Source organism: Pseudomonas sp. G7(2022) (genome assembly GCF_052660475.1).
In genome coordinates this window covers 5,963,712-5,990,056 of record NZ_CP109659.1, presented here as the reverse complement: position 1 = coordinate 5,990,056, position 26,345 = coordinate 5,963,712, and the positions used below count along the sequence as shown (strand labels likewise).

The window sequence follows — 26,345 nt, the reverse complement described above, 5'->3', positions numbered from 1 at the left end:
ACCCCAGCCCTCCCGAAACGTCGGACCGCCCGGAGGGAGAGGGGGCCGATTGGGGGATGTTGGAGAGATACGCCGACCTGAACGATCTGCTGTGAATCCATAATCGACTCCGATCTTTCAGGTCGACGTATGACGCAAGACACCTCGGTCGGCTCCCTCTCCCTCCGGGCGGTCCGACGTTTCGGGAGGGCTGGGGTGAGGGCGGCTTTTAAGGCTCTGTACGTTTGGGCAAGAGTTTCAAGGTACTGCGCGTATTCGCCGTCACCTCTTCCTCACTGAAGTGCGCCTGCACATACATCCCGTCCACATACGCTTCCGCCTGATCGTCATAGTGGCTGTCGAACGGCACGCCGCTCTGGCCGACCGGGTTGATGGTCAGGCTGTGAGCGGGATCTGCGAAGTCCACCAGCCGCCGCGTCGACGGGCCGTAGGTCACCGGCCATGGCGCTGGGCCGATCTTCGCCGAGAGGTTGTTCGGCACTTCATGGGAGCCCGGTGCGGCGAACGGACCGACGTTGAAAATGCGATCCAGCGGTTTCTGCTGGCCCAGCGGATGACCATGGGTCAGGGTGTGGGCCTTGCCCCATTGCCAGCCGGAAGCATCGTCGCCGAGGGTCTGCTTCAGGTGCGCCATGCTCGCCTGCCACGCGGTGCGCACGGTGTCGGCACGGGTCTCTTTGCCTGGGGTGTTGCGGTTGTCCCACCACGGTGAGTCGGCGTTGGCTGCCAGTCGCGGCAACGCTGCATCGAGCACGCGGGTCGACAGCAGGGTCTCGAACATGTCGTTGCCCAGCTCATCGCGCATCGCCGCGTCGGCCAGGTCGTAGAGGAACTGGTTGAACACCGTCGCACTGACCGAGTCCAGCGGATAGTCGCCTTGCCACTGCGCCAGTTGCTCGACCAGTTTCAGCTGCGCCGAGTCGGTCACCACTTCACGCAACACCGACAGCAACGGCGCCAGCACGCGCGGGCCATAACCGGTGGTGGTGCCCAGTTGCAGCTTCTGGTTGGCGTCGTTGTCCCACTTCACGTTCTTGTCGGCGAGCTGGCGGTTGAGTTGCTGGCCACGGTCGGCGAGGTTGTAGTAACCGGGAATCTCCATGCCGGTCGGCGACACGGGCTGGAAGTTGGCCGAGACGATATACCCCCGCGTCGGGTTCTCCTCCTGCGGGTTGGCACTGAATGGGAAGTAGCCGTCCTTGTCCGCCTGATTGCCGCTGCCATCGAGGATGAACTCGGGTTTGACCCCGGCCGGTCGCTTGGGCAGCAGCGCCGAAGCCCACCAGGCGATATCGCCCTTGGCATTGGCGTAGACGATGTTCAATCCCGGTGCCTGCACCTTGGCCGCTGCGGCGCGGGCCTTGGCCAGGGTGTCGGCGCGGTTGAGCTGGTAGAAACCTTCAAGGATCGGGTTCGGCGTTTCGAGGAACGCCCACCACATGGCAATCGGGGTTTTTCCGGCGGCTGTACCGAGGGCATCGTTGACGATCGGCCCGTGGGGCGACCGGCGCAGGGTGAGGGTCACTGGCGCCTGGCCTTTCACGGCGATCTGCTGCTCGGTGCTGACCATGTCGGTCCACTGGCCGTGGTACCAGACCTGATTCGGATTGTCCGGATTGACCTTCTCGGCGATCAGGTCCAGGTCATCGTTCTGGAACATGGTCAGGCTCCAGCCGAAATCCAGGTTGTGCCCCAGAAACGCAAACGGCACCAGCGCCTGATGATGACCGTAAAGCTCAAAACCCGGCGCCGACAACTGCGCTTCGTACCACACCGACGGCACCGAAAAACGGATGTGCGGGTCACCGGCCAACAATGCCTTGCCGCCCTTGCTGCGACTGCCGGCGATCACCCAGGCGTTGCTGCCTTCGAACTGCGGCAGGCCGTTGTCGATCAGCGCTTGTTCACTGAGGCGGGCTAGGGCGTTCAAATCCTTCCAGTCTTCGGCAGCCAGTGGCGGTGTGGTGCTGGCGTGGCCCTTGGCGAGCGCACCCTTGGGTTGCCAGTCGAGATCAAACACATTGAGGTAATCGGCCCCCAGTTGATCGCGCACATAGGTCAGCAGCGGTTCGGTGCGAAACGCGGCGGCAAAGCTGTAGGCCATGTAGCCGGCGACACTGATGCTGTCTTCGGCGGTGAACGGCCGCTTGGGGATGCCCAGCACGTCGAACTCGACCGGGGCGGCGTGCGAGTCCTGATATTGATTGATGCCGTCCAGATAGGCTTGCAGGGCCTTCCACGCCGGTGACTGTTTGTCGAGGCCGGCCACGTAACTGGCGGCGCGTTCACGAATGCGCAGGCTGCGAAACAGTTTGTCGGTGTCGAGCAGTTTCGGTCCGAGCACTTCGGCCAGTTCGCCCCGGGCCAGACGGCGCATGGATTCCATCTGGAACAGTCGGTCCTGGGCGTGCACATAACCGAGTGCGCGATAGAGGTCGGTTTCGTTTTCGGCACGGATGTGCGGCACGCCGCGTTCGTCGTAACGCACGGTCACCGAGCCTTGCAGGTTGCGCAACTCCACCTGGCCCTGACGCGTCGGTTGCTTGCTGTATATGTACCAGCCGCCGGCGGCGAGCAGTGCAACGATGAGCAAGGCAAGAACGGTGAAGACGCGTTTCATGGTGACTCCTTGTGCATTCGGGGTTGCCGCCCGTGCGGGCTGCAAACAATTAGCACACGCCTCGTGTGCTGCGCATCGCCGTCCTTGAAATGTCCGGAATGCCTTACTTCGTCTGCGTCGGCCACGGACAGTAGCAACCGACCGCCAGCGTATGGGTCGCATTGACCGGACGATCATCACTCAACGCTTGCAGGATCGGTTCGATAAAGCTGTTGCTGGAGTTGCACGTCAGGCCTTCGCTGTAGGGGCCGAAGTACGCCAGTCGGCCGCTGCGATCCCAGATCGCCACGGCCGGGCTCGCGGGAATCTGTTCGGAGCCGGGCAGCACCGCGATGGTCTTGAGGTTGCTGAGGGTGGCGGGCAACTGGCCGTGGCTGCCGGCCTTCTGCACCGCAAAGAACTCCACGCCCTTGGGGCCGAACTGTTCGACCATCTCGGTCAGGTGCTGCTGATTGCCGACGTTGCACGGGCAGGCCGGGTCCCAGAAGTGCACCAGACGGATATTGCCGGGGCCGGCGAGGTCGTCGGGCAGACGCAGCGGATCGCCGGAAAACACCGCGGTATGTTCGCTGAAGGCCCGCAGATAGCGGCCCTGAAACCAGTCGTACGCGGCCCACAGCACGCCGGCACACACGATGGCGAGCAGGCTGGCAAACAGTGCGGTGCGGTAGGGCGAACGCATGGCTTTGGATCCTCAAGAGCGCGCTAGCTTGCCATGCTTGCTCCTACAGATGAATATCGCAGGCCGATAAAGTCCGTTTAACGTATTGGAATTGCCCATGTCTGCTGCCTTCGATCCCGATCATCTGCGTGCGAGCCTCAAGCCTCTGGCCGAGTGGCAGCCGTTGTCCGAGGAGGCGAAGGCGTATCAGCGGTTCTACAAGACCGACTTTCCGGAGCGCGATGTCTGGCGCGGCATGGGCCGGTTCGACATCGATGGCTATGAGCTCGTAAGCCATTGCTGGTGGCCGGCGCAAACGGCCAGGGCCACGCTGTTTCTGGTGCACGGGTTTTATGACCACACCGGTCTTTACCGGCATGTGATCGAATGGGCGCTGGATCAGGGTTTTGCGGTGATTGCCTGCGATTTGCCGGGGCATGGCCTGTCGAGCGGGCCGCGTGCGAGCATCCGCGATTTCTCGGAATATCAGGATGCGCTGCAAGGCCTGTTCGCCGAGGCGCGCTCGATTGCGTTGCCGCAGCCGTGGCACTTGTGCGGGCAAAGCACCGGTGGGGCGATCATTGTCGATCACGTGCTCAATCATGGTGAAAACAGCCCGGCCCAGGGGCAGCTGATTCTGTTGGCGCCGTTGGTGCGTCCGCGTGCCTGGGGTTGGTCGCAGTTCAGTTATTACCTGTTGCGCCCCTTCGTCCGGGGCATCGCCCGGCGTTTCAGCGAGAACTCCAACGACCCGGACTTCCTGCCGTTCCTGCAGGCCGATCCGTTGCAGCCGAAACGCTTGCCGACCGCGTGGGTCGGGGCGTTGTCGCGCTGGATCAAACGGGTGGAATACGCGAAGAAGAGCCCGCGTCGGCCGCTGATCGTTCAGGGCCAGGCAGACATGACCGTGGACTGGCAGCACAACCTGCAAGTATTGAAGTGGAAATTCGACCGGCCGCAGATTCTGTTGCTGGCCGAGGCGCGGCATCACCTGGCCAATGAGACGGCGGAAATGCGCGAGGAGTATTTCGAGTTCTTGAGCAAGCGGATCAAGGGCCGCAACCCCTAGTGATCCTGATGGCCCTTTCGCGAGCAAGCCCGCTCCCACATTTAACCGTATTCATCCAGCATCAACTCGGTCGAATGTGGGAGCGGGCTTGCTCGCGAAGGCGGTCTGTCAGGCCGTAAAGATTACTGGCTGAGGTTCGAGGTGCTTTGCCCCACGGCCAGCCCGGCGCGGATCGCTGCCAGCGCGGCCTGATAGTAGGCCTTGCCTTCGGTGGATTCGGCAAAGGTCGCGAACTCTTCCAGCTCTTCATCCGACAGGTCGCGATAGACGTACAGCAGCGTGTTGTTCAGGTCGGCGCCGATCTGATCCATCAGGCGCTGACGTTGACCGTTCAACATGCCCTGGGCCTGACCGCCACCGAGCAGGCCGGGAATCATCGAGCTCAAACTGTCCGCCGCCACGCCGGCAATCGCCAGGCTGACTTCGGCACCGGCTTCACGGGCGGGCAGGGCCTGGGCGAGGTGGCCGATGATCAGCAGGCGACTGTCGCTGGCCGGCATCTTCGGCAGGCCCTTGGCGTTTTTCGCCAATTGATCGCGACGGGTCGCCAACAGTTCGGCGGCGACGATCTTCTTGCCCAGCGGTGACTGAAAGAACGACAGGGCCGGCTGCGGATCGGCGAGGTTCTTGCGCAGTTGCGCTTCGGCGCGCCGGTCCACGGCCTGGGGCGCGAAGCGCTGATTGCTGTTGTTCACCAGCGCCTGAAACACCGCCGGCGGCAGGCTGCTCTGGTAACGCTGCTGCGCGGCACTCAGGGCGTCGTTGAAATGCGCGCGTTGTTCTGGCCAGCCGGCGACCTTGTACAACTGGTCGTGGCCGTCCGCCCAGGCGGGCAAAACGCAGAACATCAACAGTGAAAAAAGCAAACGGCGCATAGGGACTCCTGTCGGCAGCGGACTATTCTCCGTGCGGTGCCAGTACTTGTCGAGAATTCGTATCAAGCCGCCGCGTGGCTCTGTCGGAATTCTTGCCGCAGGCATACTATGCGCGCCATGCAAATATCCTCTGAACACCCGCTGCTGTTACGTATCGTCGACGACCTGGCCGAGCGTGGCTGGTCGCAGCAGAACATATTCCTGCCTGCGGATCTGACCCGCGCGCTGGCCGCCGAGTGCCGTAAACGTGAGGCCGAAGGTGAACTGGCACCGGCGGGCGTCGGACGCGGGCCGTTTTCGGAGGTCCGCGAGGGCATTCGCGGCGACCATATCCAATGGATCGATCCTGGTCAGGCCGAGGCCAGCGACCGTTATCTGAACCTGATGGACAGCCTGCGCGAGGCGCTCAATCGGGGACTGTTCCTGGGTCTGGAAGACTTCGAATGCCATTTCGCCCTGTACCCGCCGGGTGCGTTCTATCGCAAGCATGTCGATCGCTTTCGCGATGATGATCGGCGCATGGTCTCGGCGGTGATCTACCTCAATGACGGCTGGCTGCCGGAAGACGGCGGGCAGTTGCGCATGTATCTGGAGAATGATCGCGTCCATGACGTGCAACCAACGGGCGGTTGTCTGGTGGTGTTTCTCTCCGGCGAAGTCCCTCACGAAGTGTTGCCAGCCAACCGTGAGCGGCTGTCGCTGACAGGCTGGTTCCGCCGCCGTGGCAACGAGCCGTTCTGAGATGCACAGGATTCTGGTCAGTCGCTGCCTGCTGGGCCATCGCGTGCGTTACGACGGTGGGGCCAGCGGGCCGTTCGATCTGCTGGAACAGTGGATCAGCGAAGGCCGGGTAGTGCCGCTTTGCCCGGAAGTCGCCGGTGGTTTGCCGACGCCACGGGCAGCGGCAGAAATTCCGGGCGGGCAGGGCAGCGAAGTGCTGGACGGGCTCGCCTCGGTGATCACCACCGAGGGCGAAGTCGTCAGTGCGCAGTTTCTCGACGGTGCGCGGCAGGCGCTGGCGTTGGTGCAAAAGCACGGGATTCGGGTGGCGGTGCTCAAGGCCAACAGCCCTTCGTGCGGCAATCTGCTGACCTATGACGGGACGTTCAGTGGGGTGAAGGTCAGCGGTGAGGGCGTCACCGCCGCGTTGCTCAAGCGTCATGGCGTGCAGGTCTTCAGCGAACTGGAACTGCCCGAAGCCGCACAGGCCCTCAGCTTGCTCGACTAGTCACGATCACTTCAGTTTTCCGCAGCCGGCACACTCAACCACTTCTTCGACAACGCCTCCAACCGCCCATCCGCCTTGATCCGCTGCAAGGCATTCTCCAGACTCGCGTGAAACGCCGGGTTGCCCTTCTGAAACGGAATCGCCAGATCCACCGGCGGGCCGACCTTCGGCTTTTCTTCCGTCAGCGCCTGCACCAGCACCAGCGGCCGAGGCTGCTCGTCCTTTTTCGCCAGCAATTGTGCATTGACCTGCGTGTAAGGCTGGCTCACGTCGAAACGATCCTTGAGTTCCGGGGTCAGTGCTATGTGGTTGAGCGCGACGTCGTACTTGCCGCTTTCAACGCCCTGGAGCAGATCGGCTTCGTCCGTGACGATGAAGTCGGCGCGTACATCCAGCTCGTTGGCCAGCAGTTGCCCAAGCTCGACCTCGAACCCCGTGAGTGTGTCACCATCCTTGAAATTGAAGGGCGGTGTATTAGCCTCCAGGGCTATGCGCAACTCGCCACGGTCGTTGACGTCATCAATCAGTTCGGCGTGAGCCAGAGGGCTCAGAAGGGGTAGCAGGCAGATCAGGCCAGGCAGTAAACGCATGGTCACTCCTTTGAAATCATTGTCGCGGCCTGTTTTCCAGGCTCGCTTTGCTATGGTTGTCGAGTGCCTTCGACAACGAATGGTCATGAAGTTGTCATGACCGTGCCGATTTTACGGAAAAACTGGAGAAGAAAATGAAAAGCTTTATGTCACGTGCAGCGTTGGCCGGTGTGCTGATGGGTGTTTCGGTACTGGCCAGTGCGGCCACACCGGCACCGAAGGGCGCCGAAGTGTTCATCGTTTCTCCCGAGGACGGAGCCACGGTTCCGCAGACCTTCACGGTCAAGTTCGGTGTAAAGGACATCGCGCTGGCACCGGCCGGTGACGTCACCAAGAATACTGGTCATCACCATCTGCTGATCGATGCCAAGGAAATCGTGCCGGCCGGTTCCGTCGTGCCGACCGACGCCAACCACATGCACTTCGGCAAGGCGCAGACCCAGGCCGAGATCAAACTCGCACCGGGCAAGCACACCTTGCAACTGGAGCTGGGTGACAGCGGCCACATGGCCTTCGATCCGCCGATCGTGTCGAAGAAAATCACCGTCAACGTCAAATGACGTCTTCGCGTGCATGAAAAAGGGAGCCCCGAGGGGCTCCCTTTTTTTGTCGCTCAGCGCCGGATCAGAACAGCACGCGGCTACGGATGGTGCCGTTGACGTGTTGCAGCTTCTCTTGCGCCAGCTCCGAGTACTCGGCGTCGACGTCGATCACCACGTAACCGACCTTCTCGTTGGTCTGCAGGAACTGACCGGAGATGTTGATGCCGTTTTCGGCGAAGACCTTGTTGATCTCGCTCATCACACCCGGGATGTTCTCGTGGATGTGCAGCAGGCGGTGCTTGCCAGGGTGAGCCGGCAGGGCCACTTCCGGGAAGTTCACGGACGATACCGACGTACCGTTGTCGCTGTACTTGACCAGTTTCTCTGCCACTTCCAGACCGATGTTGGCCTGCGCTTCAGCGGTGGAACCGCCGATGTGCGGGGTCAGGATCACGTTGTCCAGGCCACGCAGCGGGCTTTCGAATTCTTCATCGTTGGAGCGCGGCTCGACCGGGAACACGTCGATGGCGGCGCCGATCAGGTGCTTGTCCTTGATCGCAGCGGCCAGGTGATCCAGCTCGACCACGGTGCCGCGTGCAGCGTTGATCAGGATGCCGCCCTTCTTGATGGCGCGGATTTCCTTCTCGCCGATCATCCACTGGGTCGCAGCGGTTTCCGGGACGTGCAGGGTGACGATGTCGGACATGCCCAGCAGCTCGTGCAGGTTGCCGACCTGGGTCGCGTTGCCCAGGGGCAGCTTGGTCACGGTGTCGTAGAAGAACACCTGCATGCCCAGACCTTCGGCCAGGACCGACAGCTGAGTACCGATCGAGCCATAGCCGACGATGCCCAGTTTCTTGCCACGGATCTCGAAGGAGTTGGCTGCGGACTTGATCCAGCCGCCACGGTGGCAGGAAGCGTTTTTCTCAGGGATGCCGCGCAGCAGCAGGATCGCTTCGGCCAGCACCAGCTCGGCCACGGAGCGGGTGTTGGAGTACGGCGCGTTGAACACGGCGATGCCGCGCTCGCGGGCGGCACTCAGGTCGACCTGGTTGGTGCCGATGCAGAAACAGCCGACTGCCACCAGCTTCTTCGCGTGATCGAAGATTTCTTCGGTCAGTTGGGTGCGCGAGCGAATGCCGATGAAGTGAGCGTCAGCGATCTTTTCCTTGAGCTGGTCTTCCGGCAGGGAGCCAGTCAGGTATTCGATGCTGGTGTAGCCCGCCGCCTTGAGGACGTCGACAGCCGATTGGTGGACGCCTTCGAGAAGAAGGAACTTGATCTTGCTCTTATCGAGAGAAGTCTTGCTCATCTGCGTAAACCTGTATCCCGGAGAAAAATGGCAGGAAATGGTCAACAGACATTGACCTGGACGACAAGAAAGCCGTCACCGCAGAACCGGCCTTGGGCACTGGCCTGCGGGGTCGGTATGCTAGCATAGCCGCCCCGCTAAACACTCATTCCTGCGACGTGAAGCGTTCTCAGGATGACCATGAATTGTTCGAGAGTTCCGTCGATGACCAATCCTGTCCTGATTGATGAACTGAAGACCCTGGTCGAGCCTGGCAAGGTCCTGACCGATGCCGACTCCCTGAACGCTTACGGCAAGGACTGGACCAAACACTTCGCCCCGGCGCCCAGCGCCATCGTGTTCCCCAAGACCATCGAACAGGTGCAGGCCGTCGTCCGCTGGGCCAACGAACATAAAGTGGCGCTGGTGCCGTCGGGCGGGCGCACCGGGCTTTCCGCCGCGGCCGTGGCCGCCAATGGCGAAGTGGTGGTGTCGTTCGACTACATGAACCAGATTCTCGACATCAACCTCACCGACCGTACCGCTGTGTGCCAGCCGGGCGTGGTCACCGAGCAACTGCAGAATGCTGCCGAAGAACATGACCTGTACTACCCGGTCGACTTCGCTTCGGCTGGTTCGAGTCAGATTGGCGGCAATATCGGCACCAATGCCGGCGGGATCAAGGTCATTCGCTACGGCATGACCCGCAATTGGGTCGCAGGCATGAAAGTGGTGACGGGCAAGGGCGATGTGCTGGAGCTCAACAAAGACCTGATCAAGAACGCCACCGGTTATGACCTGCGACAGCTGTTCATCGGCGCCGAAGGCACCCTCGGTTTCGTGGTCGAAGCCACCATGCGCCTGGATCGTGCGCCGAAAAACCTGACCGCAATGGTCCTCGGCACCGCCGATTTCGATTCGATCATGCCGGTGCTGCACGCCTTTCAGGGCAAACTCGACCTGACCGCGTTCGAATTCTTCTCCGACAACGCCCTGGCCAAGGTCATGGGCCGTGGCGATGTCCCGGCCCCGTTCGAGACCGATTGCCCGTTCTACGCCTTGCTGGAATTCGAGGCGACCACCGAAGAAGTGGCCAACAGCGCCCTGGAAACCTTCGAGCATTGCGTGGAACAGGGCTGGGTACTGGACGGCGTGATGAGCCAGAGCGAAACCCAGTTGCAGAACCTGTGGAAGTTGCGCGAGTACATCTCCGAAACCATCTCCCACTGGACGCCGTACAAGAACGATATCTCGGTGACCGTCTCGAAAGTTCCGGCATTCCTGCGGGAAATCGACGCGATCGTCGGCGAACACTATCCGGACTTCGAAATCGTCTGGTTCGGTCACATCGGCGACGGCAACCTGCACCTGAACATCCTCAAACCGGACAACCTGAGCAAGGACGAGTTTTTTGCCAAGTGCGCCACCGTCAACAAGTGGGTGTTCGAAACCGTCGAGAAGTACAACGGTTCGATTTCTGCCGAACACGGCGTGGGCATGACCAAGCGCGACTACTTGACCTACAGCCGCTCGCCGGTGGAAATCGAATACATGAAAGCGGTCAAGGCGGTGTTCGACCCGAACGGCATCATGAACCCGGGCAAGATTTTCGCGGTTTGATTGGCAATCCCTGATGAATCAATGAAGGCAGGAGTCGGTAATGAGCTATCAGCACCAGTATGTCGACGGTACGCGGATTCATTTTCCGCTGGGGAAAGTGGTGTGCATCGGCCGTAACTACGCCGAACACGCCAAGGAACTGGACAACCCGGTCCCTACCGAGCCGCTGCTGTTCATCAAGCCGGGCAGTTGCGTGGTGCCGCTGGAAGGCGGTTTCAGCATTCCCACCGAGCGTGGCTCCGTGCATTACGAAGCGGAAATCGCTGTATTGATCGGCAAGCCCCTGTCGACCAAACCGAGTCGTGAAGAAGTGCTGGACGCCATCTCCGGTTTTGCTCCGGCACTGGACCTGACCCTGCGCGACAAGCAGGCCGAACTCAAGTCCAAGGGCCTGCCGTGGGAAATCGCCAAGTCGTTCGACGGCGCGGCGGTCATTGCACCGTTCGTGGTTGGCAGCACATTCCCTGACCTGACCGACATCGGCATCCGCCTGACCATCAATGGCGAAGTGCGCCAGGACGGCAACAGCAGCGCGATGCTCAACCCGATCGTACCGATGATCCAGCACATGGCCGGCTGCTTCTCGCTGCAGGCCGGTGATGTGATCCTGACCGGCACGCCAGTGGGCGTGGGGCCGCTGAACGTCGGCGATGACATTGTGCTGGAACTGCCGGGCGCAAGCCGATTCACCAGCAGCGTGCGCTGACTGCAACACTTGGAAAAAACTGTGGGAGCAGGCTCGCTCCCACAGTTGTTTTGTGTTGCGGCTCTCAAAGGCATAAGGCAATCCCGCCATTTGCCGTTTTTTTCACATTTTGTCCGGATAATTCCGGTCATCCTGGCGTCTGAGCCGGCCTCCTTGTGCTATTACCCATAGCCTGAATTTTCGGAACGCGTCCTCTGATGTCATCTCAAACTCCGCTCACCCCTGCCCGTCGTTCACGTTTCGCCCTGCGCTGGTATTACTGGCTGTTGCTGGTGGTCGCTGCCGCTTACGGTCTGGCGCATGCCATGCATTGGGATGACCGGGGCCTGCTGTGGGTGCGCGAGCGCTTCGAATCGCCGGCCGAACGCACGGCGAGTATCTGGCTGCCCGACTATCGCGTGGTGATTGATGCCAAGCTGCTGCCGGGCATGGAAAAGGACGAGGCCTCGGACGTCTCCTACGACTCGCAGAGCAAGACCCTGTTTTCGGTGATGGGCAAGAACCCGTTCCTGGTTGAGCTGACCTTGCAGGGCGACGTGTTGCGCAAGATGCCGCTGGTGGGCTGGAGCAACCCGGAAGGCGTGACCGTACTGGGCAACGGCCTGCTGGCTATCGTCGATGAGCGCGAGCACATTCTGTCCATCGTCAAGGTCGACGCCGCGACCCGCGAATTGAAGCGCGACGATTTCCCGAAATACGACCTCGGCCCGTCAAAGGACCAGAACAAGGCCTTCGAAGCGATTGCCTGGGACCCGCGCAATCACCAGTTGTTGCTGGGCGAAGAGCGTCCACCGGCGTTGTTCATCTGGAAGAGCGACGGCAGCCAGACCCTATCCGGCGACAAGCAGAAGCTGGCGAACGACGAGCTGGACATCCGCAACCTCTCGGCGCTGGCGGTCGATCCGCGTACCGGCCATACCCTGGTGCTGTCCGCTGATTCACACCTGCTGCTGGAGCTGGACGAGAAGGGCGAACAAGTCAGCTTCATGACCCTGCTCGGCGGGTTCAACGGCCTGAAGAAAACCATTCCCCGCGCCGAAGGCGTGACCATGGACGAGCAGGGCACGCTGTACATGGTCAGTGAGCCGAACCTGTTCTATCGCTTCGAAAAGCAGAAATAACCGGTCTGCCGCCGCAAGGTTGTCGTGCGGGGCAAGTGGCCTTTAAGCTTCGATTCAGACAGGCGTGATATTTCATCCGCCTGTTTTGATCCCGAGCACAACCCGCATGCGTCGACTTGCCCGTCCCAAGCCTCTTCTGATCATCCTTTCGGTGATTGCCCTGATCGTATTGATTGCGATCGGCCAATACCTGCGTCTGTTCGAGCGCGCCTGGTTCAACCTGCAAAGTCACTGGCAGCCCCACAGCATTGAAGCGATCAATCTGGATCAGTATCGAGTGGGCATCGAGGCTCGGGTCATCGAGGGGCTGAACGATGACGTCTCCGCGCTGACCTACGATCCGGTGCGCAAGAGCCTGTTCACCGTCACCAACAAGAATGCCGAGCTGATCGAGCTGTCGCTTGAGGGGCGGATACTGCGCCGTATCGCGCTGATCGGTTTCGGCGATGCGGAGGCGGTCGAGTTCATCAGTGCCGACACTTACGTGATCACCGACGAGCGCCAGCAGCGTCTGATCAAGATTCATCTGGAGCACGACACCACGTTCCTCGATGCGGCGGACGCCGAGCAGATGACGCTCGGCGTGCACATGAGCGGCAACAAGGGTTTCGAAGGTCTGGCTTACGACTCAGTGGGCAAGCGTCTGTTCGTGGCCAAGGAGCGCGATCCGATGCTGATCTACGAGGTGCACGGTTTTCCCCACTTCAACCCGGAAAAGTCTTACGCAGTGCATGTGATCAACAACCCCAAGCGTGACGCCGGAATGTTCGTGCGAGACCTGTCGAGCCTGCAATACGACGAGCGCAGCGGTCATCTGCTGGCACTGTCGGACGAGTCACGGCTGATTCTGGAGCTGGATGTGGACGGGCGCCCGTTGAGCACGATGTCGTTGCGCGGTGGCCGGCAAGGACTGAAGAAAACCGTGCCGCAGGCGGAAGGTATCGCGATGGATGACGACGGAGCGTTGTATCTGGTGAGCGAGCCGAATCTGTTTTATGTCTTCAGAAAGCCTGCGCAGAACTGACATTCTTCTTTGAACCCCTGTGGGAGCGGGTAGGCTCCCACAGGATCTTCAGGCTTACTCGGCCTTCAGGGTTTTCACGCCTTCGCTGGTACCCAGCAACAGCAGATCCGCCGGGCGCGCCGCGAACAAGCCGTTGGTGACCACGCCGACGATCGCGTTGATCTGTGCTTCCAGCTCCACCGGGTTGGTGATCTGCAGGTTGTGCACGTCGAGGATGATGTTGCCGTTGTCGGTCAGCACGCCTTCGCGGTAGACCGGGTCGCCGCCCAGTTTCACCAGTTGGCGGGCCACGTGGCTGCGGGCCATCGGGATCACTTCCACCGGCAGCGGGAACGCGCCGAGCACCGGCACCAGTTTGCTGCCGTCGGCGATGCAGATGAAGGTCTTGGCCACGGCCGCGACGATCTTCTCGCGGGTCAGGGCTGCGCCGCCGCCCTTGATCAGGTTCAGGTGCGCGTCGCTTTCGTCGGCGCCGTCGATGTAGAACTCCAGGTCGCTGACCGTGTTCAGCTCATAAACCGGAATGCCGTGGCCCTTGAGGCGCGCAGCGGTGGCTTCGGAACTGGCGACGGCGCCATCGAACGCGCCCTTGTGCTGGGCCAGGGCGTCAATGAAACAGTTGGCGGTGGAGCCGGTGCCGACCCCGACGATGCTCTTGTCGTCGAGTTTCGGAAGGATGAAGTCGACGGCGGCCTGGGCCACGGCCTGTTTGAGTTGATCCTGGGTCATGCGGGCTCCGGAAGCGGGCAAGGTAAGAACGGAAAGGCCGGCATTATAGCCTCAAGCCGGGCTAAAACCTCTGGATTCGTGTGGTCGTGCGCCCGAAAGCCGGGTTAGACTCGTTGGCCCTGCCCAACCCGCTCAGTGATGCTTTCCGATGCTCGAACAGTACGTCAAGAAGATCCTCACCTCGCGCGTTTATGACGTTGCCGTAGAAACCCCGCTGCAGAACGCTCGCCAGCTCTCCGAGCGGCTGGGCAACGACATCTGGCTCAAGCGCGAAGACTTGCAGCCGGTGTTCTCGTTCAAGATTCGCGGCGCCTACAACAAGCTGACCCAGTTGAGCGACGCAGAACGCGCTCGCGGCGTGGTCACCGCGTCGGCGGGCAACCATGCGCAGGGTCTGGCCCTGGCGGCGAAAGTGCTGGGCGTGAAGGCGACTATCGTGATGCCCAAGACCACCCCGGAGATCAAGGTCGAAGGCGTGCGTTCCCGTGGCGGCAAAGTGGTGCTGCACGGCGATTCTTTCCCGGAAGCCCTGGCCTATTCGCTGAAACTGGTCGATGAAAAAGGCTACGTCTACATCCACCCGTACGACGATCCGCACACCATTGCCGGGCAGGGCACCGTGGCGATGGAAATCCTGCGCCAGCACCCGCAGCCACTGGACGCGATTTTCGTCCCGGTGGGCGGCGGCGGCCTGATCGCCGGTATCGCGGCCTACGTGAAATACCTGCGTCCGGACATCAAGGTCATCGGCGTTGAGCCCGACGACTCCAATTGCCTGCAAGCGGCGATGGCGGCGGGCGAGCGCGTCGTGCTGCCGACCGTGGGCATTTTCGCCGACGGCGTGGCGGTGGCGCAGATCGGCCAGCACACGTTCGATATCTGCAAGGATTACGTCGATGAAGTGATCACCGTCAGCACCGACGAAATCTGCGCGGCGATCAAGGACATCTACGACGATACCCGTTCGATCACCGAGCCTGCCGGTGCACTGGGCGTGGCCGGGATCAAGAAGTATGTCGAGCAGCGCGGCGTCAGCGGCAAGACCTTCGTCGCCATCGACTCCGGGGCCAACGTCAACTTCGATCGTTTGCGCCACGTCGCCGAGCGCGCCGAGTTGGGTGAAGGCCGTGAAGCGATCATCGCCGTGACCATCCCCGAGAAGGCCGGCAGCTTCAAGGCCTTCTGCGAAGCCATCGGCAAGCGCCAGATCACCGAATTCAACTACCGCTACAACAATGGCAGCGAAGCGCACATCTTCGTCGGGGTGCAGACCCACCCGGACAACGACCCGCGCAGTGCACTGCTGGCGAGCCTGACCGAACAGGGTTTCCCGGTGCTCGACCTGACCGACAACGAACTGGCCAAGCTGCACATCCGCCACATGGTCGGCGGGCGCGCGGCGCAGGTGGTCGATGAAGTGGTGCTGCGCTTCGAGTTCCCGGAGCGTCCGGGGGCGCTGTTCAACTTCCTCAACAAGCTCGGCGGGCGCTGGAACATCTCGATGTTCCACTACCGCAACCACGGCGCGGCGGACGGTCGTGTGGTCGCCGGTCTGCAAGTGCCTCACGAGGAGCGTCACCTGGTTCCCGCAGCGCTGGCGCAAATCGGCTACCCGTACTGGGACGAAAGCGACAACCCGGCCTATCAGCTGTTTCTTGGCTGAGCGGCTACGCTGATGGGCAGGCCATAAGGAAATTCGACAATGGAAACATTAACTGCCCTGAAAACGGCGCATATGGTCGCCACCGTGGTTTTGCTGGCGAGTGCGTTGGGGCTGGGCGTCTGGGTTTTCCTGACCCGGCGCAAGGGGGATGCGACGGCGGGCAGCCGCACGTTGCAGCGGCCGCGGGTGTTTGTCTGGCTGCTGATGGGGCTGGCGCTGCTGAGCATGCCGTTTACCGGCTGGTGGATGGTGCATCTGGTGGGCTGGCCGTTGGGGCAGACCTGGATTCTGGCCTCCAGCGTTCTGTACACCGTGGCGGCGCTGGCGTGGTTCTGGCTGCTGGTGCGCTTGAACCGCTTGCGCAAGACGCCGGGTGGCGTCGGTCGGTTCAGCTTTGCCCTGGCGCTGTTCAGTTTTGTCTGCTTTGTCGCGATTGCCGGATTGATGGGCGCCAAACCGGTTTGAGGCCCGGCGCCCGGTCTCGGCATCAATCGCGCAGCGAGATGACCGACCAGCCACGCTTCTCGGCTTCGGCCCGCAGGTTCGGGTCCGGATCAACGGCCACCGGATTCATCACCTGCTCCAGCAGCGGCAGATCATTCATCGAGTCGCTGTAGAAGTAGCTGTCTTCCAGCGAATGCCCGGTTTCTTCCAGCCAGCGGTTCAGGCGCGTCACCTTGCCTTCGCGAAAGCACGGCACGTCGGTGCTGCGGCCGGTGTAGCGGCCATCCTGCATCTCGCACTCGGTGGCGATCAGGGTTTCAACGCCCAGGCGCACGGCAATCGGTGCGGTGACGAAGCGGTTGGTGGCGGTGATGATCACCAGTTTGTCGCCGGCATCGCGGTGCTGTTGCAGCAGCTCAAGCGCCTTCGGCAGAACGATCGGCTCGATGCAGTCGCGCATGTAATCGCTGTGCCATTGCTCGAGCACGGCCATGTCGGTGCGGCCGAGGATTTCCAGGCAGAAGTTCAGGTACGCCGCGTTATCCAGTTTGCCCGCCAGGTAATCCTGGTAGAACTCGTCGTTGCGCGCTTTGTAGGCGATCGGGTCGAGGAAGCCGCGTTCACACAGATAGTCGCCCCAGGCGTGATCGCTGTCGCCGCCCAGAAGGGTGTTGTCCAAATCGAATAAAGCCAGGCGCATTGCAGTTACCCGCTGAAAAGTCAGTAAAAAGGCCACAAGAATACGGTCTTTTCACAAGAGTGCACATAAGCTCGGAACCTTCGTTGCCGCCTTCACAAGCTTTGTGGAACAATGCGGCGACATGCGTTTGCGAGGTTGTTGCCGTGATCGACCCCGATGGTTTCCGTCCTAATGTCGGGATCATTCTGACGAATGACGCCGGCCAGGTGCTATGGGCTCGCCGTATCAATCAAGATGCCTGGCAGTTTCCACAAGGGGGAATCAATCCCGAGGAGACGCCGGAAGACGCCTTGTACCGCGAGCTGAACGAAGAAGTGGGCCTGGAACGCGAAGATGTTGAAATTCTCGCCTGTACCCGGGGCTGGTTGCGCTATCGTTTGCCGCAACGTCTGGTGCGAACCCACAGCCAACCGCTGTGCATCGGCCAGAAGCAGAAGTGGTTTCTCCTGCGCCTGATCTCCAACGAGCAGCGGGTGCGGATGGATTTGACCGGTAAACCGGAGTTCGATGGCTGGCGCTGGGTCAGCTATTGGTATCCGTTGGGCCAGGTGGTGACATTCAAGCGCGAAGTGTATCGCCGCGCTCTCAAAGAGCTTGCCCCGCGCCTTTTAGCGCGCGACTGACGACGGAGTTCGACCCCGAGCCATGCTCAATACGCTGCGCAAGATCGTCCAGGAAGTTAACTCCGCCAAGGATCTCAAGGCGGCGTTGGGGATTATTGTGTTGCGCGTCAAAGAGGCCATGGGCAGCCAGGTCTGCTCGGTCTACTTGCTTGATCCCGAGACCAACCGCTTCGTCCTGATGGCCACCGAGGGCTTGAACAAGCGCTCGATCGGCAAGGTCAGCATGGCACCCAACGAAGGTCTGGTCGGCCTGGTCGGCACGCGTGAAGAACCCCTGAACCTCGAAAACGCCGCGGATCACCCGCGTTACCGCTACTTCGCCGAGACCGGCGAGGAGCGCTACGCCTCGTTCCTCGGAGCCCCGATCATTCACCACCGTCGAGTCGTCGGGGTGTTGGTCATCCAGCAAAAGGAACGCCGCCAGTTCGATGAAGGTGAAGAAGCCTTCCTCGTGACCATGAGCGCGCAGCTCGCCGGCGTGATCGCTCACGCCGAGGCCACCGGGTCGATCCGTGGTCTGGGCCGGCAGGGCAAGGGCATCCAGGAAGCCAAGTTCGTCGGTGTGCCAGGTTCGCCGGGTGCGGCGGTCGGTACCGCGGTGGTCATGCTGCCGCCGGCGGACCTGGACGTGGTGCCGGACAAGACCATCACCGACATCGACGCGGAACTGGCGCTGTTCAAGACCGCCATCGAAGGCGTGCGCGCCGACATGCGTGCGTTGTCGGCCAAGCTGGCGACCCAGCTGCGTCCGGAAGAGCGCGCGCTGTTCGACGTCTACCTGATGATGCTCGACGATGCCTCGTTGGGCAGCGAAATCACCAACGTGATCAAGACCGGCCAATGGGCCCAGGGCGCGTTGCGTCAGGTCGTGACCGATCACGTCAATCGTTTCGATTTGATGGACGACGAGTACCTGCGTGAGCGGGCGTCGGACGTCAAGGACCTGGGCCGTCGCTTGCTCGCCTATCTGCAGGAAGAGCGTCAGCAGAACCTGGTCTACCCGGAAAAGACCATTCTGGTCAGCGAAGAACTGACGCCGGCGATGCTCGGCGAGGTGCCGGAAGGCACGCTGGTCGGTCTGGTGTCGGTGCTCGGTTCGGGTAACTCCCACGTCGCGATCCTGGCCCGGGCCATGGGCATCCCGACGGTGATGGGCCTGGTCGACCTCCCGTACGCCAAGGTTGACGGCATCGACATGATCGTCGATGGCACCAAGGGTGAGGTCTACACCAACCCCAGCGAAGTGCTGCGCAAGCAGTTCACCGAGGTGGTGGAGGAAGAGAAACAACTGGCGCTGGGGCTCGATACCCTGCGTGACCTGCCATGCGTGACCCTCGATGGCCACCGCATGCCGCTGTGGGTCAACACTGGTCTGCTGGCGGACGTGGCGCGGGCGCAGAAGCGTGGCGCCGAAGGCGTTGGCCTGTACCGCACCGAAGTGCCGTTCATGATCAACCAGCGCTTCCCGAGCGAGAAGGAGCAACTGGCGATCTACCGCGAGCAGCTCGCCGCGTTCCACCCGCAACCGGTGACCATGCGCAGCCTGGACATCGGCGGCGACAAGTCGCTGTCGTACTTCCCGATCAAGGAAGACAACCCGTTCCTCGGCTGGCGCGGGATCCGCGTCACCCTCGACCACCCGGAAATCTTCCTGGTGCAGACCCGCGCGATGCTCAAGGCCAGCGAAGGCCTGAACAACCTGCGGATCCTGCTGCCGATGATTTCCGGCATCCACGAGCTCGAAGAGGCGCTGCACCTGATTCACCGGGCCTGGGGCGAAGTGCGCGACGAAGGCACCGACGTGCCGATGCCGCCGGTGGGCGTGATGATCGAAATTCCTGCGGCGGTCTACCAGACCAAGGAACTGGCGCGGATGGTGGACTTCCTGTCAGTCGGCTCCAACGACCTGACCCAGTACCTGCTGGCGGTGGACCGCAACAACCCGCGGGTGGCCGATCTCTACGACTACCTGCACCCGGCAGTCCTGCAAGCCCTGCAGACCGTGGTGCGCGACGCCCATGCCGAAGGCAAGCCGGTGAGCATCTGTGGCGAGATGGCCGGTGACCCGGCGGCTGCGGTGCTGTTGATGGCGATGGGCTTCGACAGCCTGTCGATGAACGCCACCAACCTGCCGAAGGTGAAATGGATGTTGCGCCAGATCAACCTGAGCAAGGCCAAGGATCTGCTGGCGGAACTGATGACCATCGACAATCCGCAAGTTATCCACAGCTCGCTGCAACTGGCCCTGAAGAACCTCGGGTTGGCGAAGATGGTCAGTCCAGCGGCGGCCAAACCTCTCTGAGCACAGGATCGCAGCCTTCGGGCTGCGATCTTCAGAGGTTGATTTCCACTTCCCCCAAGTGCCCGCCATACGGCCCGAAACTGCGCTCGACCATCCGCCGCGTCCCGTCCGCCTGCACGATCAGCGCCGTACTCGCCCGCGTCCCGTAGCTCTGGCTGGCAATAAACACACTCGACAGCAACGACTCGGTCGCCAGCCCCACGCCGGTATCCGGCAGCTCGGCAAACGGTGCCGTCTGCGCATCTCCCAACAACGCCAACAACCGGTCGGGCTGCGGATCATCCAGCACCGCACTCAATGCTGCCTTGGCCTTGAGCAGTTTCGGCCACGGCGTATCCAGCCCCGCGTTTGAAAGCCCGTAGAGGCCCGGTTGCAACATCACCGGTTCCGAAGACCGGGCGTTGAAATGCCACAGCTCGTTGGCATTGCCCAGCAGCAGATTGAACCCGGCATATTCCGGCGAACGGGCGACAACGTCGGATAAGTAGTCGTCAATCGACAGGTTTGCGGTCAGAAACCCCGCCACCAGTTCACCCCGCGAGCGCCTTGCAGGTGGTTGATGAGGATCGCGGATGTTGGTCAGCGCGGCAAAACGGCCGTTGGCGCCGAGGCCGAGCCAGGTGCCGCCGGCCTCCAGGTCCCGGCCTGCATGGACGTTCGGCGACTCGGGCCACTGGGCCAGCGGCAGGCTGGGGCGGGCGTAGAACTCGTCACGGTTGGCCGCGACGATCAGCGGCTGGGCATGCCCCGGCCGCCAGGCGAAAACGATCAGGCACATAAGGTGGTCCTTGTGTGTTTTTTGTCCACTCTACGCAGACATCGTCCGTGCATCCATCGCCAGTGGAGCCGAAGGGTATCCATCCGTTACCATGCCGCTCCGGTTTTGGGGACGTGCCTTGGGAGGCGGTCATGGAATTTCTGCTCTATCTGGCGCTGGGCGCCTGTGCGGGCGTACTGGCCGGGCTGTTCGGGGTGGGCGGCGGGATTATCATCGTCCCGGTGCTGGTGTTCAGTTTCACCTTGCAGGGCTTCGATCCGTCGATCCTGACCCATCTGGCGGTCGGCACGTCCCTGGCGACGATCATCTTCACGTCGGTCAATGCCGTGCGTGAACACCATCGACGCGGTGCGGTGCGCTGGCCGATATTCAAGTGGATGACCGTCGGCATCCTGCTAGGCGCCGGTTTCGGCGCGCTGACCGCCGAAGCGATTTCCGGGCCCAACCTGCAGAAGATCATCGGCGTGTTCGCCCTGGTGATCGCGGCGCAACTGGCGCTGGACGTCAAACCCAAGGCCAGCCGAACGGTGCCCGGCAAGCTTGGTCTGACCATGGCCGGCAGTGTGATCGGCTGGGCCTCGGCGATTTTCGGCATTGGCGGCGGCTCGCTGACCGTGCCGTTCCTGACCTGGCGCAGCGTACCGATGCAGCAGGCCGTGGCGACCTCGTCGGCCTGTGGTCTGCCGATCGCCGTGGCCAGTGCAATAAGTTTCATGATTCTTGGCTGGCATGATCCGTTGCTGCCGGCCCATAGTCTCGGGTTTGTGTATCTGCCGGCGTTGCTGGGCATTGCGCTGACCAGCATGGTATTCGCCCGTCTCGGCGCGCGGCTGGCGCACAAATTGTCGCCGAAGTTGCTGAAACGGCTGTTCGCCGCTTTGCTGTTCTGCGTGGGGCTGAGCTTTTTGTTCTGAGCAGGCCACAATCCTGGCTTAATCCTGAGGTGGCAGCGTCGCCCGGGAATTTTGAAGATTTGAACGCTAACGAGGAGTCGCAATGCTGCCTTACCCGCAGATCGACCCGGTGGCTCTGGCCATCGGTCCGCTGAAAATCCATTGGTACGGCCTGATGTATCTGGTCGGCATCGGCGGTGCGTGGCTGCTGGCGTCGCGCCGGCTTAACCGTTTCGACCCGACCTGGACCAAGGAGAAGCTCTCCGACCTGGTGTTCTGGCTGTCGATGGGGGTGATTGTCGGTGGGCGACTGGGCTATGTACTGTTCTACGATCTGAGCGCCTACATCGCCAACCCGACGCTGATTTTCGAGGTGTGGAAGGGCGGCATGTCGTTCCACGGTGGCTTCATCGGCGTGATGCTGGCGGCGTTGTGGTTCGGCAAGCGTAATGGCAAGTCGTTCTTCCAGCTGATGGACTTCGTGGCGCCGATGGTGCCGATCGGCCTGGGCGCCGGGCGTATCGGCAACTTCATCAACGCCGAGCTGTGGGGCAAGGCCACCGACGTGCCGTGGGCCATGGTGTTCCCGCCGTTCAGCGACCCGGCGCAACTGCCGCGTCATCCGTCGCAGCTGTATCAGTTCGCGCTCGAAGGTGTCGCGCTGTTCCTGATCCTCTGGCTGTTCTCGCGCAAGCCGCGGCCGACCATGGCGGTCTCGGGCATGTTCGCGCTGTTCTATGGCATCTTCCGTTTCATCGTCGAATTCGTCCGCGTGCCGGACGCGCAACTGGGCTACCTGGCCTGGAACTGGCTGACCATGGGTCAGGTACTCTGCGTACCGATGATCATCGGCGGGCTGTTCCTGATCTGGTTGGCCTATCGCCGTGCCCCGTCGGCGCCGGTTGCCCCGACAGCTTAAATATTCGACCCCCGGCGCGGTTGGCCGGGGGCAAGGACACAGGTAACTCATGAAGCAATATCTCGATCTGGTGTCGCACGTCATCAACAACGGCACCAAACAGGCCAACCGTACCGGCGTGAACACCATCAGCTTTCCGGGCGCCATGCTGCGCTTCGATCTGCAGGAAGGTTTTCCGGCGATCACCACCCGCAAGATGGCCTTCAAATCGGCCATCGGCGAGATGTGCGGCTTTCTGCGTGGCGTGAACAACGCCGCCGAATTCCGTGCGCTGGGCTGCAAGGTCTGGGATCAGAACGCCAACGAAAACGCCCAGTGGCTGGCCAACCCGTTCCGCCAGGGCGAAGACGACCTCGGCGAGATCTACGGCGTGCAATGGCGCAAATGGCCGGCGTACAAGCAGATCCCGTTGAGCAACACCGCCGCCATCGAACAAACCCTGAACAACGGCTACAAGCAGATTGCCCAGGGCGAAGAAGACGGCCAGGCCTATGTGGTGCTGTACAAAGCCATCGATCAGGTGCGCCAGTGCGTCGACACGATCATCAAGGATCCGGGCAGCCGGCGCATCCTGTTCCACGGCTGGAACTGCGCTCAGCTCGATGAAATGGCCCTGCCGCCGTGCCATCTGCTGTACCAGTTCCACCCGAATGTCGAGACCAAGGAAATTTCCCTGACCCTCTACATCCGCTCCAACGACCTGGGCCTGGGCACGCCGTTCAACCTCACCGAAGGCGCTGCGCTGCTGAGCCTGATCGGTCGCCTGACCGGCTACACGCCGCGCTGGTTCACCTATTTCATTGGTGATGCCCACGTCTACGAAAACCACCTCGACATGCTCAACGAACAGCTCAAGCGCGAGCCGTTCGCCATGCCGAAGCTGAAGATTTCGGATCGTGTGCCGGAGTTTGCCAAGACCGGTGTTTATCAGCCGGAATGGCTGGAGCTGGTGGAGCCGAGCGACTTCTCGCTGGAAGGCTACGAGCACCATGCGCCGATGACCGCGCCGATGGCGGTCTGACAAGCAACACGCAATACCCCTGTGGGAGCTAGCCTGCTAGCGATGGCGGACTTTCAGTCAACTTCACTGTTGAATCTGACGGCCCTATCGCTAGCAGGCTAGCTCCCACAGTGTTTCATGGTGCGCTCAGTGGCCGTGGCTTCTGCCCACATGGGAATGTTCGACTTCGGTTGCCACAACCCCGCCACTGACTTCCAGCCGCTGCAGGATCCCGCACTGATCCGCCTCCGGCCCTTCGCCACAACGCTGGCGCAGGTCGAGCAGTTGCGTCTGCAACGCCAATAACCCATCGATCCGCGCCTTGACGTGCTGGATGTGCTCGTCAATCAGCGCATTCACGCTTTCGCACTGATCCTGCGGACTGTCGCGCAAGGCGAGCAGGCTGCGGATTTCTTCGAGGGTCATGTCGAGGGTGCGGCAGTTGCGGATAAAGGTCAGGCGTTCGGCGTGGGCCTGGGTGTAGACGCGGTAGTTGCCGTCACTGCGGGCCGGCTCGGGCAGCAGGTTTTCGCGTTCGTAGTAGCGGATGGTTTCCACGGCGCAATCGGTCTGTTTCGCCAGTTCTCCGATTTTCATGACGGCAATCTCCAAAAGGGTGCTTGACCCTATAGTGGCTACAGGGTCTTTACTTGGCAACAGGCACCTTCATGGACGCGACCAATGAGCGATTCCCAGCACACTCACAAATCCCACGCGGGACACGACCACAGCCACAAATTGCAGCCTGTGCATAAACACGACCACGGCGCTGATTCCTGCTGTGCGTCAAAAGCCGCGGCACCGTCGCTGATTCAATTGAGCGAGGCGAAAAGCGCCGACGCCCGGCTGAGCAGTTTCCGCATCGAGGCGATGGACTGCCCGACCGAACAGACGCTGATCCAGAACAAGCTCGGCAAACTGGCCGGGATCCAGCAACTGGAATTCAACCTGATCAACCGCGTGCTCGGCGTGACCCACAATCTGCCGGACACCGCGCCGATCATCGACGCGATCAAATCCCTCGGCATGCAGGCCGAGCCGCTGGAAGCAGGCGTCGAAGCGCCAACGCCTGCGCCGGTGAAAAAACACTGGTGGCCGCTGGCGCTGTCCGGCGTCGGCGCACTCGCTGCCGAAGTGATCCACTTCACCAGCGCCGCCCCGACCTGGGTGGTGGCGATCATCGCGCTGATCTCGATCCTCAGTGGCGGCCTCACCACTTACAAGAAGGGCTGGATCGCCCTGAAGAATCGCAATCTCAACATCAACGCCCTGATGAGCATTGCCGTGACCGGCGCCGTGTTGATCGGCCAATGGCCGGAAGCGGCGATGGTGATGTTCCTGTTCACCGTGGCCGAGCTGATCGAAGCGCGCTCGCTGGATCGCGCACGCAACGCCATCAGCGGCCTGATGCAGATGACACCGGAGCAGGCGACGGTGTTGCAGGCTGACGGCAACTGGGTCGAACTGGACGTCAAAAGTATCGATCTCGGCGCCCGCGTGCGGGTAAAACCTGGCGAGCGTATTGCGCTGGACGGTGAAGTCGTCAGCGGCAGCTCGACCATCGATCAGGCGCCGATCACTGGCGAAAGCCTGCCGGTGGAGAAAACCGTTGGCGACAAGGTGTTCGCCGGCACCATCAACCAGGCCGGTTCGCTGGAATACGCGGTGACGGCAGCGGCCAACCATTCCACCCTGGCGCGAATCATCCACGCCGTGGAGCAGGCGCAAGGTGCGCGTGCGCCGACCCAGCGTTTCGTCGATCAATTCTCGAAAATCTACACCCCGGTGGTCTTCGTCCTGGCCCTGGCCGTGGCGATCATCCCGCCGCTGTTCATGGGCGCCGCATGGTTCGACTGGATCTACCGGGCGCTGGTGTTGCTGGTGGTCGCTTGCCCGTGTGCGCTGGTGATTTCCACGCCGGTGACCATCGTCAGCGGCCTCGCTGCTGCGGCGCGCAAAGGCATTCTGGTCAAGGGCGGCGTGTACCTGGAGGGCGGTTTCAAGCTCGACTATCTGGCCCTCGACAAGACCGGCACCATCACCCACGGCAAACCGGTGCAGACCGATTACCTGTCCCTCGATCCGACCGCCGACGCCACGGCCCCGGCCATTGCCGCGGCGCTGGCCGGGCGCTCCGATCACCCGGTGTCGCTGGCCGTCGCCAATGCGGCTGTGGATAAAGGTTTCGCGGCGCTGGTTGTGGATAACTTCGAAGCGCTGGCCGGCCGTGGCGTAAAAGGCGAGGTCAACGGTCAGGTCTACCATTTGGGCAACCACCGTCTGGTGGAAGAACTGGGCCTGTGCTCGCCGCAATTGGAAGAAACACTGTTCGCGCTGGAGAAGCAGGGCAAGTCCGTGGTGCTGCTGCTCGATCGTTCCGGCCCGCTGGCGCTGTTCGCCGTGGCCGACACGGTCAAGGAAACCAGCCGCGAGGCGATTCGCCAACTGCACGAACTGGGCGTGAAAACCCTGATGCTCACCGGCGACAACGTCCACACCGCGCAGGCGATTGCGGCGCAGGTCGGAATCGATCAAGCCAAGGGCGACTTGCTGCCGACCGACAAATTGCAAGCCATCGAAGACCTGTATGCGCAGGGCCGTCGGGTCGGCATGGTCGGCGACGGTATCAACGACGCGCCGGCACTGGCTCGGGCCGAGATCGGTTTTGCGATGGCGGCGGCTGGAACCGATACGGCGATTGAAACCGCCGATGTCGCCCTGATGGACGACGATCTGCGCAAGATTCCGGCCTTCATCAGCCTGTCCCGCAACACGGCCAGCATCCTGAAACAGAACATTGCGTTGGCATTGGTGATCAAGGCCATCTTTCTTGGGGTAACCTTCGCCGGGCTCGCCACCATGTGGATGGCGGTGTTTGCCGACATGGGCGTGAGCCTGCTGGTGGTGTTCAACGGTTTGCGCCTGTTGCGCAAATAGAGGAAGAGGG

At 61.8% G+C, this 26,345-nt stretch carries 25 protein-coding genes; 16 read left to right on the top strand and 9 right to left on the bottom strand.

Annotation, left to right across the window (positions count from 1 at the left end; translation table 11 throughout):
* Positions 1-208: 208 nt before the first annotated feature.
* Together NE357_RS27500 and NE357_RS27495 are read right to left on the bottom strand one after the other, a co-directional pair.
* Complete coding sequence (locus tag NE357_RS27500; RefSeq protein WP_169432359.1) at positions 209-2,620, bottom strand: penicillin acylase family protein; 2,412 nt, start codon at positions 2,618-2,620, stop codon at positions 209-211.
* A 103-nt stretch (positions 2,621-2,723) separates the two neighbouring features.
* On the bottom strand, positions 2,724-3,302 hold the full coding sequence (locus tag NE357_RS27495) for a DUF6436 domain-containing protein (RefSeq protein ID WP_169432358.1): 579 nt from the start codon (positions 3,300-3,302) through the stop codon (positions 2,724-2,726).
* Between the two features lie 97 nt (positions 3,303-3,399).
* Between NE357_RS27495 and NE357_RS27490 the strand changes: the two genes are divergently transcribed.
* A complete protein-coding gene (locus tag NE357_RS27490) occupies positions 3,400-4,350 on the top strand; it encodes an alpha/beta hydrolase (protein WP_169432357.1) in 951 nt (316 codons plus the stop codon).
* 122 nt (positions 4,351-4,472) lie between these two features.
* Here NE357_RS27490 and NE357_RS27485 read toward each other — a convergent pair whose 3' ends face one another.
* Entirely contained in the window at positions 4,473-5,225 is a 753-nt protein-coding gene (locus NE357_RS27485; protein WP_169432356.1) for a DUF2059 domain-containing protein, read from the bottom strand.
* Between the two features lie 108 nt (positions 5,226-5,333).
* Here NE357_RS27485 and NE357_RS27480 point away from each other — a divergent pair, with 108 nt between their 5' ends.
* Both NE357_RS27480 and NE357_RS27475 read left to right on the top strand, forming a co-directional pair.
* Positions 5,334-5,966, top strand: a complete 633-nt coding sequence (locus NE357_RS27480) for a 2OG-Fe(II) oxygenase (RefSeq protein WP_169432355.1) — start codon at positions 5,334-5,336, stop codon at positions 5,964-5,966.
* Between the two features lies 1 nt (position 5,967).
* Entirely contained in the window at positions 5,968-6,453 is a 486-nt protein-coding gene (locus NE357_RS27475) for a DUF523 domain-containing protein (RefSeq protein WP_169432354.1), read from the top strand.
* Positions 6,454-6,464: 11 nt separating this feature from the next.
* Here the strand turns inward: NE357_RS27475 and NE357_RS27470 are convergent, their stop codons facing one another.
* Positions 6,465-7,043, bottom strand: a complete 579-nt coding sequence (locus tag NE357_RS27470; RefSeq protein WP_169432353.1) for a transporter substrate-binding domain-containing protein — start codon at positions 7,041-7,043, stop codon at positions 6,465-6,467.
* A gap of 134 nt (positions 7,044-7,177) precedes the next feature.
* Between NE357_RS27470 and NE357_RS27465 the strand changes: the two genes are divergently transcribed.
* Positions 7,178-7,603, top strand: a complete 426-nt coding sequence (locus NE357_RS27465) for a DUF4399 domain-containing protein (protein ID WP_169432352.1) — start codon at positions 7,178-7,180, stop codon at positions 7,601-7,603.
* Between the two features lie 64 nt (positions 7,604-7,667).
* Here the strand turns inward: NE357_RS27465 and serA are convergent, their stop codons facing one another.
* Complete coding sequence (gene serA / locus NE357_RS27460) at positions 7,668-8,897, bottom strand: phosphoglycerate dehydrogenase (RefSeq protein WP_169432351.1); 1,230 nt, start codon at positions 8,895-8,897, stop codon at positions 7,668-7,670.
* 204 nt (positions 8,898-9,101) lie between these two features.
* On the opposite strand from serA, the gene NE357_RS27455 reads away from it, so the two are divergent.
* The 4 genes from NE357_RS27455 to NE357_RS27440 all read left to right on the top strand — a co-directional run bounded on the left by NE357_RS27455 (position 9,102) and on the right by NE357_RS27440 (position 13,347).
* The gene (locus tag NE357_RS27455; protein ID WP_169432350.1) at positions 9,102-10,496 is read left to right on the top strand and encodes an FAD-binding oxidoreductase; all 1,395 of its coding nucleotides are present in this window, start codon (positions 9,102-9,104) and stop codon (positions 10,494-10,496) included.
* A 40-nt stretch (positions 10,497-10,536) separates the two neighbouring features.
* Complete coding sequence (locus tag NE357_RS27450; RefSeq protein WP_169432349.1) at positions 10,537-11,202, top strand: fumarylacetoacetate hydrolase family protein; 666 nt, start codon at positions 10,537-10,539, stop codon at positions 11,200-11,202.
* A 197-nt stretch (positions 11,203-11,399) separates the two neighbouring features.
* Positions 11,400-12,323, top strand: coding sequence for an SdiA-regulated domain-containing protein (locus NE357_RS27445; RefSeq protein WP_169432348.1), 924 nt, complete (start codon positions 11,400-11,402; stop codon positions 12,321-12,323).
* A 106-nt stretch (positions 12,324-12,429) separates the two neighbouring features.
* Positions 12,430-13,347 carry an SdiA-regulated domain-containing protein gene (locus NE357_RS27440; RefSeq protein ID WP_169432347.1) on the top strand — a complete coding sequence of 306 codons (918 nt, stop codon included), beginning with the start codon at positions 12,430-12,432 and terminating at the stop codon, positions 13,345-13,347.
* A gap of 54 nt (positions 13,348-13,401) precedes the next feature.
* Here the strand turns inward: NE357_RS27440 and rpiA are convergent, their stop codons facing one another.
* The gene (gene rpiA, locus NE357_RS27435; RefSeq protein ID WP_169432346.1) at positions 13,402-14,076 is read right to left on the bottom strand and encodes a ribose-5-phosphate isomerase RpiA; all 675 of its coding nucleotides are present in this window, start codon (positions 14,074-14,076) and stop codon (positions 13,402-13,404) included.
* Positions 14,077-14,224: 148 nt separating this feature from the next.
* Here rpiA and ilvA point away from each other — a divergent pair, with 148 nt between their 5' ends.
* Together ilvA and NE357_RS27425 are read left to right on the top strand one after the other, a co-directional pair.
* The gene (ilvA, locus tag NE357_RS27430) at positions 14,225-15,739 is read left to right on the top strand and encodes a threonine ammonia-lyase, biosynthetic (RefSeq protein WP_169432345.1); all 1,515 of its coding nucleotides are present in this window, start codon (positions 14,225-14,227) and stop codon (positions 15,737-15,739) included.
* A 39-nt stretch (positions 15,740-15,778) separates the two neighbouring features.
* A complete protein-coding gene (locus tag NE357_RS27425) occupies positions 15,779-16,204 on the top strand; it encodes a DUF2269 domain-containing protein (RefSeq protein ID WP_169432344.1) in 426 nt (141 codons plus the stop codon).
* A gap of 22 nt (positions 16,205-16,226) precedes the next feature.
* Here the strand turns inward: NE357_RS27425 and NE357_RS27420 are convergent, their stop codons facing one another.
* Positions 16,227-16,883, bottom strand: coding sequence for a histidinol-phosphatase (locus NE357_RS27420; RefSeq protein ID WP_169432343.1), 657 nt, complete (start codon positions 16,881-16,883; stop codon positions 16,227-16,229).
* A 143-nt stretch (positions 16,884-17,026) separates the two neighbouring features.
* Between NE357_RS27420 and NE357_RS27415 the strand changes: the two genes are divergently transcribed.
* Both NE357_RS27415 and ptsP read left to right on the top strand, forming a co-directional pair.
* Positions 17,027-17,506: an RNA pyrophosphohydrolase gene (locus NE357_RS27415; protein WP_003229203.1), complete on the top strand. Its 480-nt coding sequence runs from the start codon at positions 17,027-17,029 to the stop codon at positions 17,504-17,506.
* 22 nt (positions 17,507-17,528) lie between these two features.
* Positions 17,529-19,808, top strand: coding sequence for a phosphoenolpyruvate--protein phosphotransferase (ptsP, locus tag NE357_RS27410; RefSeq protein ID WP_169432342.1), 2,280 nt, complete (start codon positions 17,529-17,531; stop codon positions 19,806-19,808).
* 31 nt (positions 19,809-19,839) lie between these two features.
* Here the strand turns inward: ptsP and NE357_RS27405 are convergent, their stop codons facing one another.
* Positions 19,840-20,586: an NRDE family protein gene (locus NE357_RS27405; protein WP_169432341.1), complete on the bottom strand. Its 747-nt coding sequence runs from the start codon at positions 20,584-20,586 to the stop codon at positions 19,840-19,842.
* Positions 20,587-20,717: 131 nt separating this feature from the next.
* Between NE357_RS27405 and NE357_RS27400 the strand changes: the two genes are divergently transcribed.
* From NE357_RS27400 to NE357_RS27390, 3 genes are all read left to right on the top strand, one after another.
* Positions 20,718-21,500 carry a sulfite exporter TauE/SafE family protein gene (locus NE357_RS27400; RefSeq protein WP_096817504.1) on the top strand — a complete coding sequence of 261 codons (783 nt, stop codon included), beginning with the start codon at positions 20,718-20,720 and terminating at the stop codon, positions 21,498-21,500.
* An 82-nt stretch (positions 21,501-21,582) separates the two neighbouring features.
* Positions 21,583-22,398, top strand: coding sequence for a prolipoprotein diacylglyceryl transferase (gene lgt / locus NE357_RS27395; RefSeq protein WP_169432340.1), 816 nt, complete (start codon positions 21,583-21,585; stop codon positions 22,396-22,398).
* 49 nt (positions 22,399-22,447) lie between these two features.
* Positions 22,448-23,419, top strand: coding sequence for a thymidylate synthase (locus NE357_RS27390; protein WP_169432339.1), 972 nt, complete (start codon positions 22,448-22,450; stop codon positions 23,417-23,419).
* A gap of 126 nt (positions 23,420-23,545) precedes the next feature.
* Here the strand turns inward: NE357_RS27390 and cadR are convergent, their stop codons facing one another.
* On the bottom strand, positions 23,546-23,995 hold the full coding sequence (gene cadR, locus NE357_RS27385) for a Cd(II)/Pb(II)-responsive transcriptional regulator (RefSeq protein ID WP_064600182.1): 450 nt from the start codon (positions 23,993-23,995) through the stop codon (positions 23,546-23,548).
* 84 nt (positions 23,996-24,079) lie between these two features.
* Between cadR and NE357_RS27380 the strand changes: the two genes are divergently transcribed.
* Positions 24,080-26,335 carry a heavy metal translocating P-type ATPase gene (locus NE357_RS27380; RefSeq protein WP_169432338.1) on the top strand — a complete coding sequence of 752 codons (2,256 nt, stop codon included), beginning with the start codon at positions 24,080-24,082 and terminating at the stop codon, positions 26,333-26,335.
* The last annotated feature ends 10 nt before the right edge of the window (positions 26,336-26,345 follow it).

Bases quoted from the DNA above. Each gene is read 5' to 3' on its own strand.
- NE357_RS27500 (WP_169432359.1), bottom strand. From the start codon at position 2,620: ATGAAACGCGTCTTCACCGTTCTTGCCTTGCTCATCGTTGCACTGCTC.
- NE357_RS27495 (WP_169432358.1), bottom strand. From the start codon at position 3,302: ATGCGTTCGCCCTACCGCACCGCACTGTTTGCCAGCCTGCTCGCCATC.
- NE357_RS27490 (WP_169432357.1), top strand. From the start codon at position 3,400: ATGTCTGCTGCCTTCGATCCCGATCATCTGCGTGCGAGCCTCAAGCCT.
- NE357_RS27485 (WP_169432356.1), bottom strand. From the start codon at position 5,225: ATGCGCCGTTTGCTTTTTTCACTGTTGATGTTCTGCGTTTTGCCCGCC.
- NE357_RS27480 (WP_169432355.1), top strand. From the start codon at position 5,334: ATGCGCGCCATGCAAATATCCTCTGAACACCCGCTGCTGTTACGTATC.
- NE357_RS27475 (WP_169432354.1), top strand. From the start codon at position 5,968: ATGCACAGGATTCTGGTCAGTCGCTGCCTGCTGGGCCATCGCGTGCGT.
- NE357_RS27470 (WP_169432353.1), bottom strand. From the start codon at position 7,043: ATGCGTTTACTGCCTGGCCTGATCTGCCTGCTACCCCTTCTGAGCCCT.
- NE357_RS27465 (WP_169432352.1), top strand. From the start codon at position 7,178: ATGAAAAGCTTTATGTCACGTGCAGCGTTGGCCGGTGTGCTGATGGGT.
- serA (WP_169432351.1), bottom strand. From the start codon at position 8,897: ATGAGCAAGACTTCTCTCGATAAGAGCAAGATCAAGTTCCTTCTTCTC.
- NE357_RS27455 (WP_169432350.1), top strand. From the start codon at position 9,102: ATGACCAATCCTGTCCTGATTGATGAACTGAAGACCCTGGTCGAGCCT.
- NE357_RS27450 (WP_169432349.1), top strand. From the start codon at position 10,537: ATGAGCTATCAGCACCAGTATGTCGACGGTACGCGGATTCATTTTCCG.
- NE357_RS27445 (WP_169432348.1), top strand. From the start codon at position 11,400: ATGTCATCTCAAACTCCGCTCACCCCTGCCCGTCGTTCACGTTTCGCC.
- NE357_RS27440 (WP_169432347.1), top strand. From the start codon at position 12,430: ATGCGTCGACTTGCCCGTCCCAAGCCTCTTCTGATCATCCTTTCGGTG.
- rpiA (WP_169432346.1), bottom strand. From the start codon at position 14,076: ATGACCCAGGATCAACTCAAACAGGCCGTGGCCCAGGCCGCCGTCGAC.
- ilvA (WP_169432345.1), top strand. From the start codon at position 14,225: ATGCTCGAACAGTACGTCAAGAAGATCCTCACCTCGCGCGTTTATGAC.
- NE357_RS27425 (WP_169432344.1), top strand. From the start codon at position 15,779: ATGGAAACATTAACTGCCCTGAAAACGGCGCATATGGTCGCCACCGTG.
- NE357_RS27420 (WP_169432343.1), bottom strand. From the start codon at position 16,883: ATGCGCCTGGCTTTATTCGATTTGGACAACACCCTTCTGGGCGGCGAC.
- ptsP (WP_169432342.1), top strand. From the start codon at position 17,529: ATGCTCAATACGCTGCGCAAGATCGTCCAGGAAGTTAACTCCGCCAAG.
- NE357_RS27405 (WP_169432341.1), bottom strand. From the start codon at position 20,586: ATGTGCCTGATCGTTTTCGCCTGGCGGCCGGGGCATGCCCAGCCGCTG.
- NE357_RS27400 (WP_096817504.1), top strand. From the start codon at position 20,718: ATGGAATTTCTGCTCTATCTGGCGCTGGGCGCCTGTGCGGGCGTACTG.
- lgt (WP_169432340.1), top strand. From the start codon at position 21,583: ATGCTGCCTTACCCGCAGATCGACCCGGTGGCTCTGGCCATCGGTCCG.
- NE357_RS27390 (WP_169432339.1), top strand. From the start codon at position 22,448: ATGAAGCAATATCTCGATCTGGTGTCGCACGTCATCAACAACGGCACC.
- cadR (WP_064600182.1), bottom strand. From the start codon at position 23,995: ATGAAAATCGGAGAACTGGCGAAACAGACCGATTGCGCCGTGGAAACC.
- NE357_RS27380 (WP_169432338.1), top strand. From the start codon at position 24,080: ATGAGCGATTCCCAGCACACTCACAAATCCCACGCGGGACACGACCAC.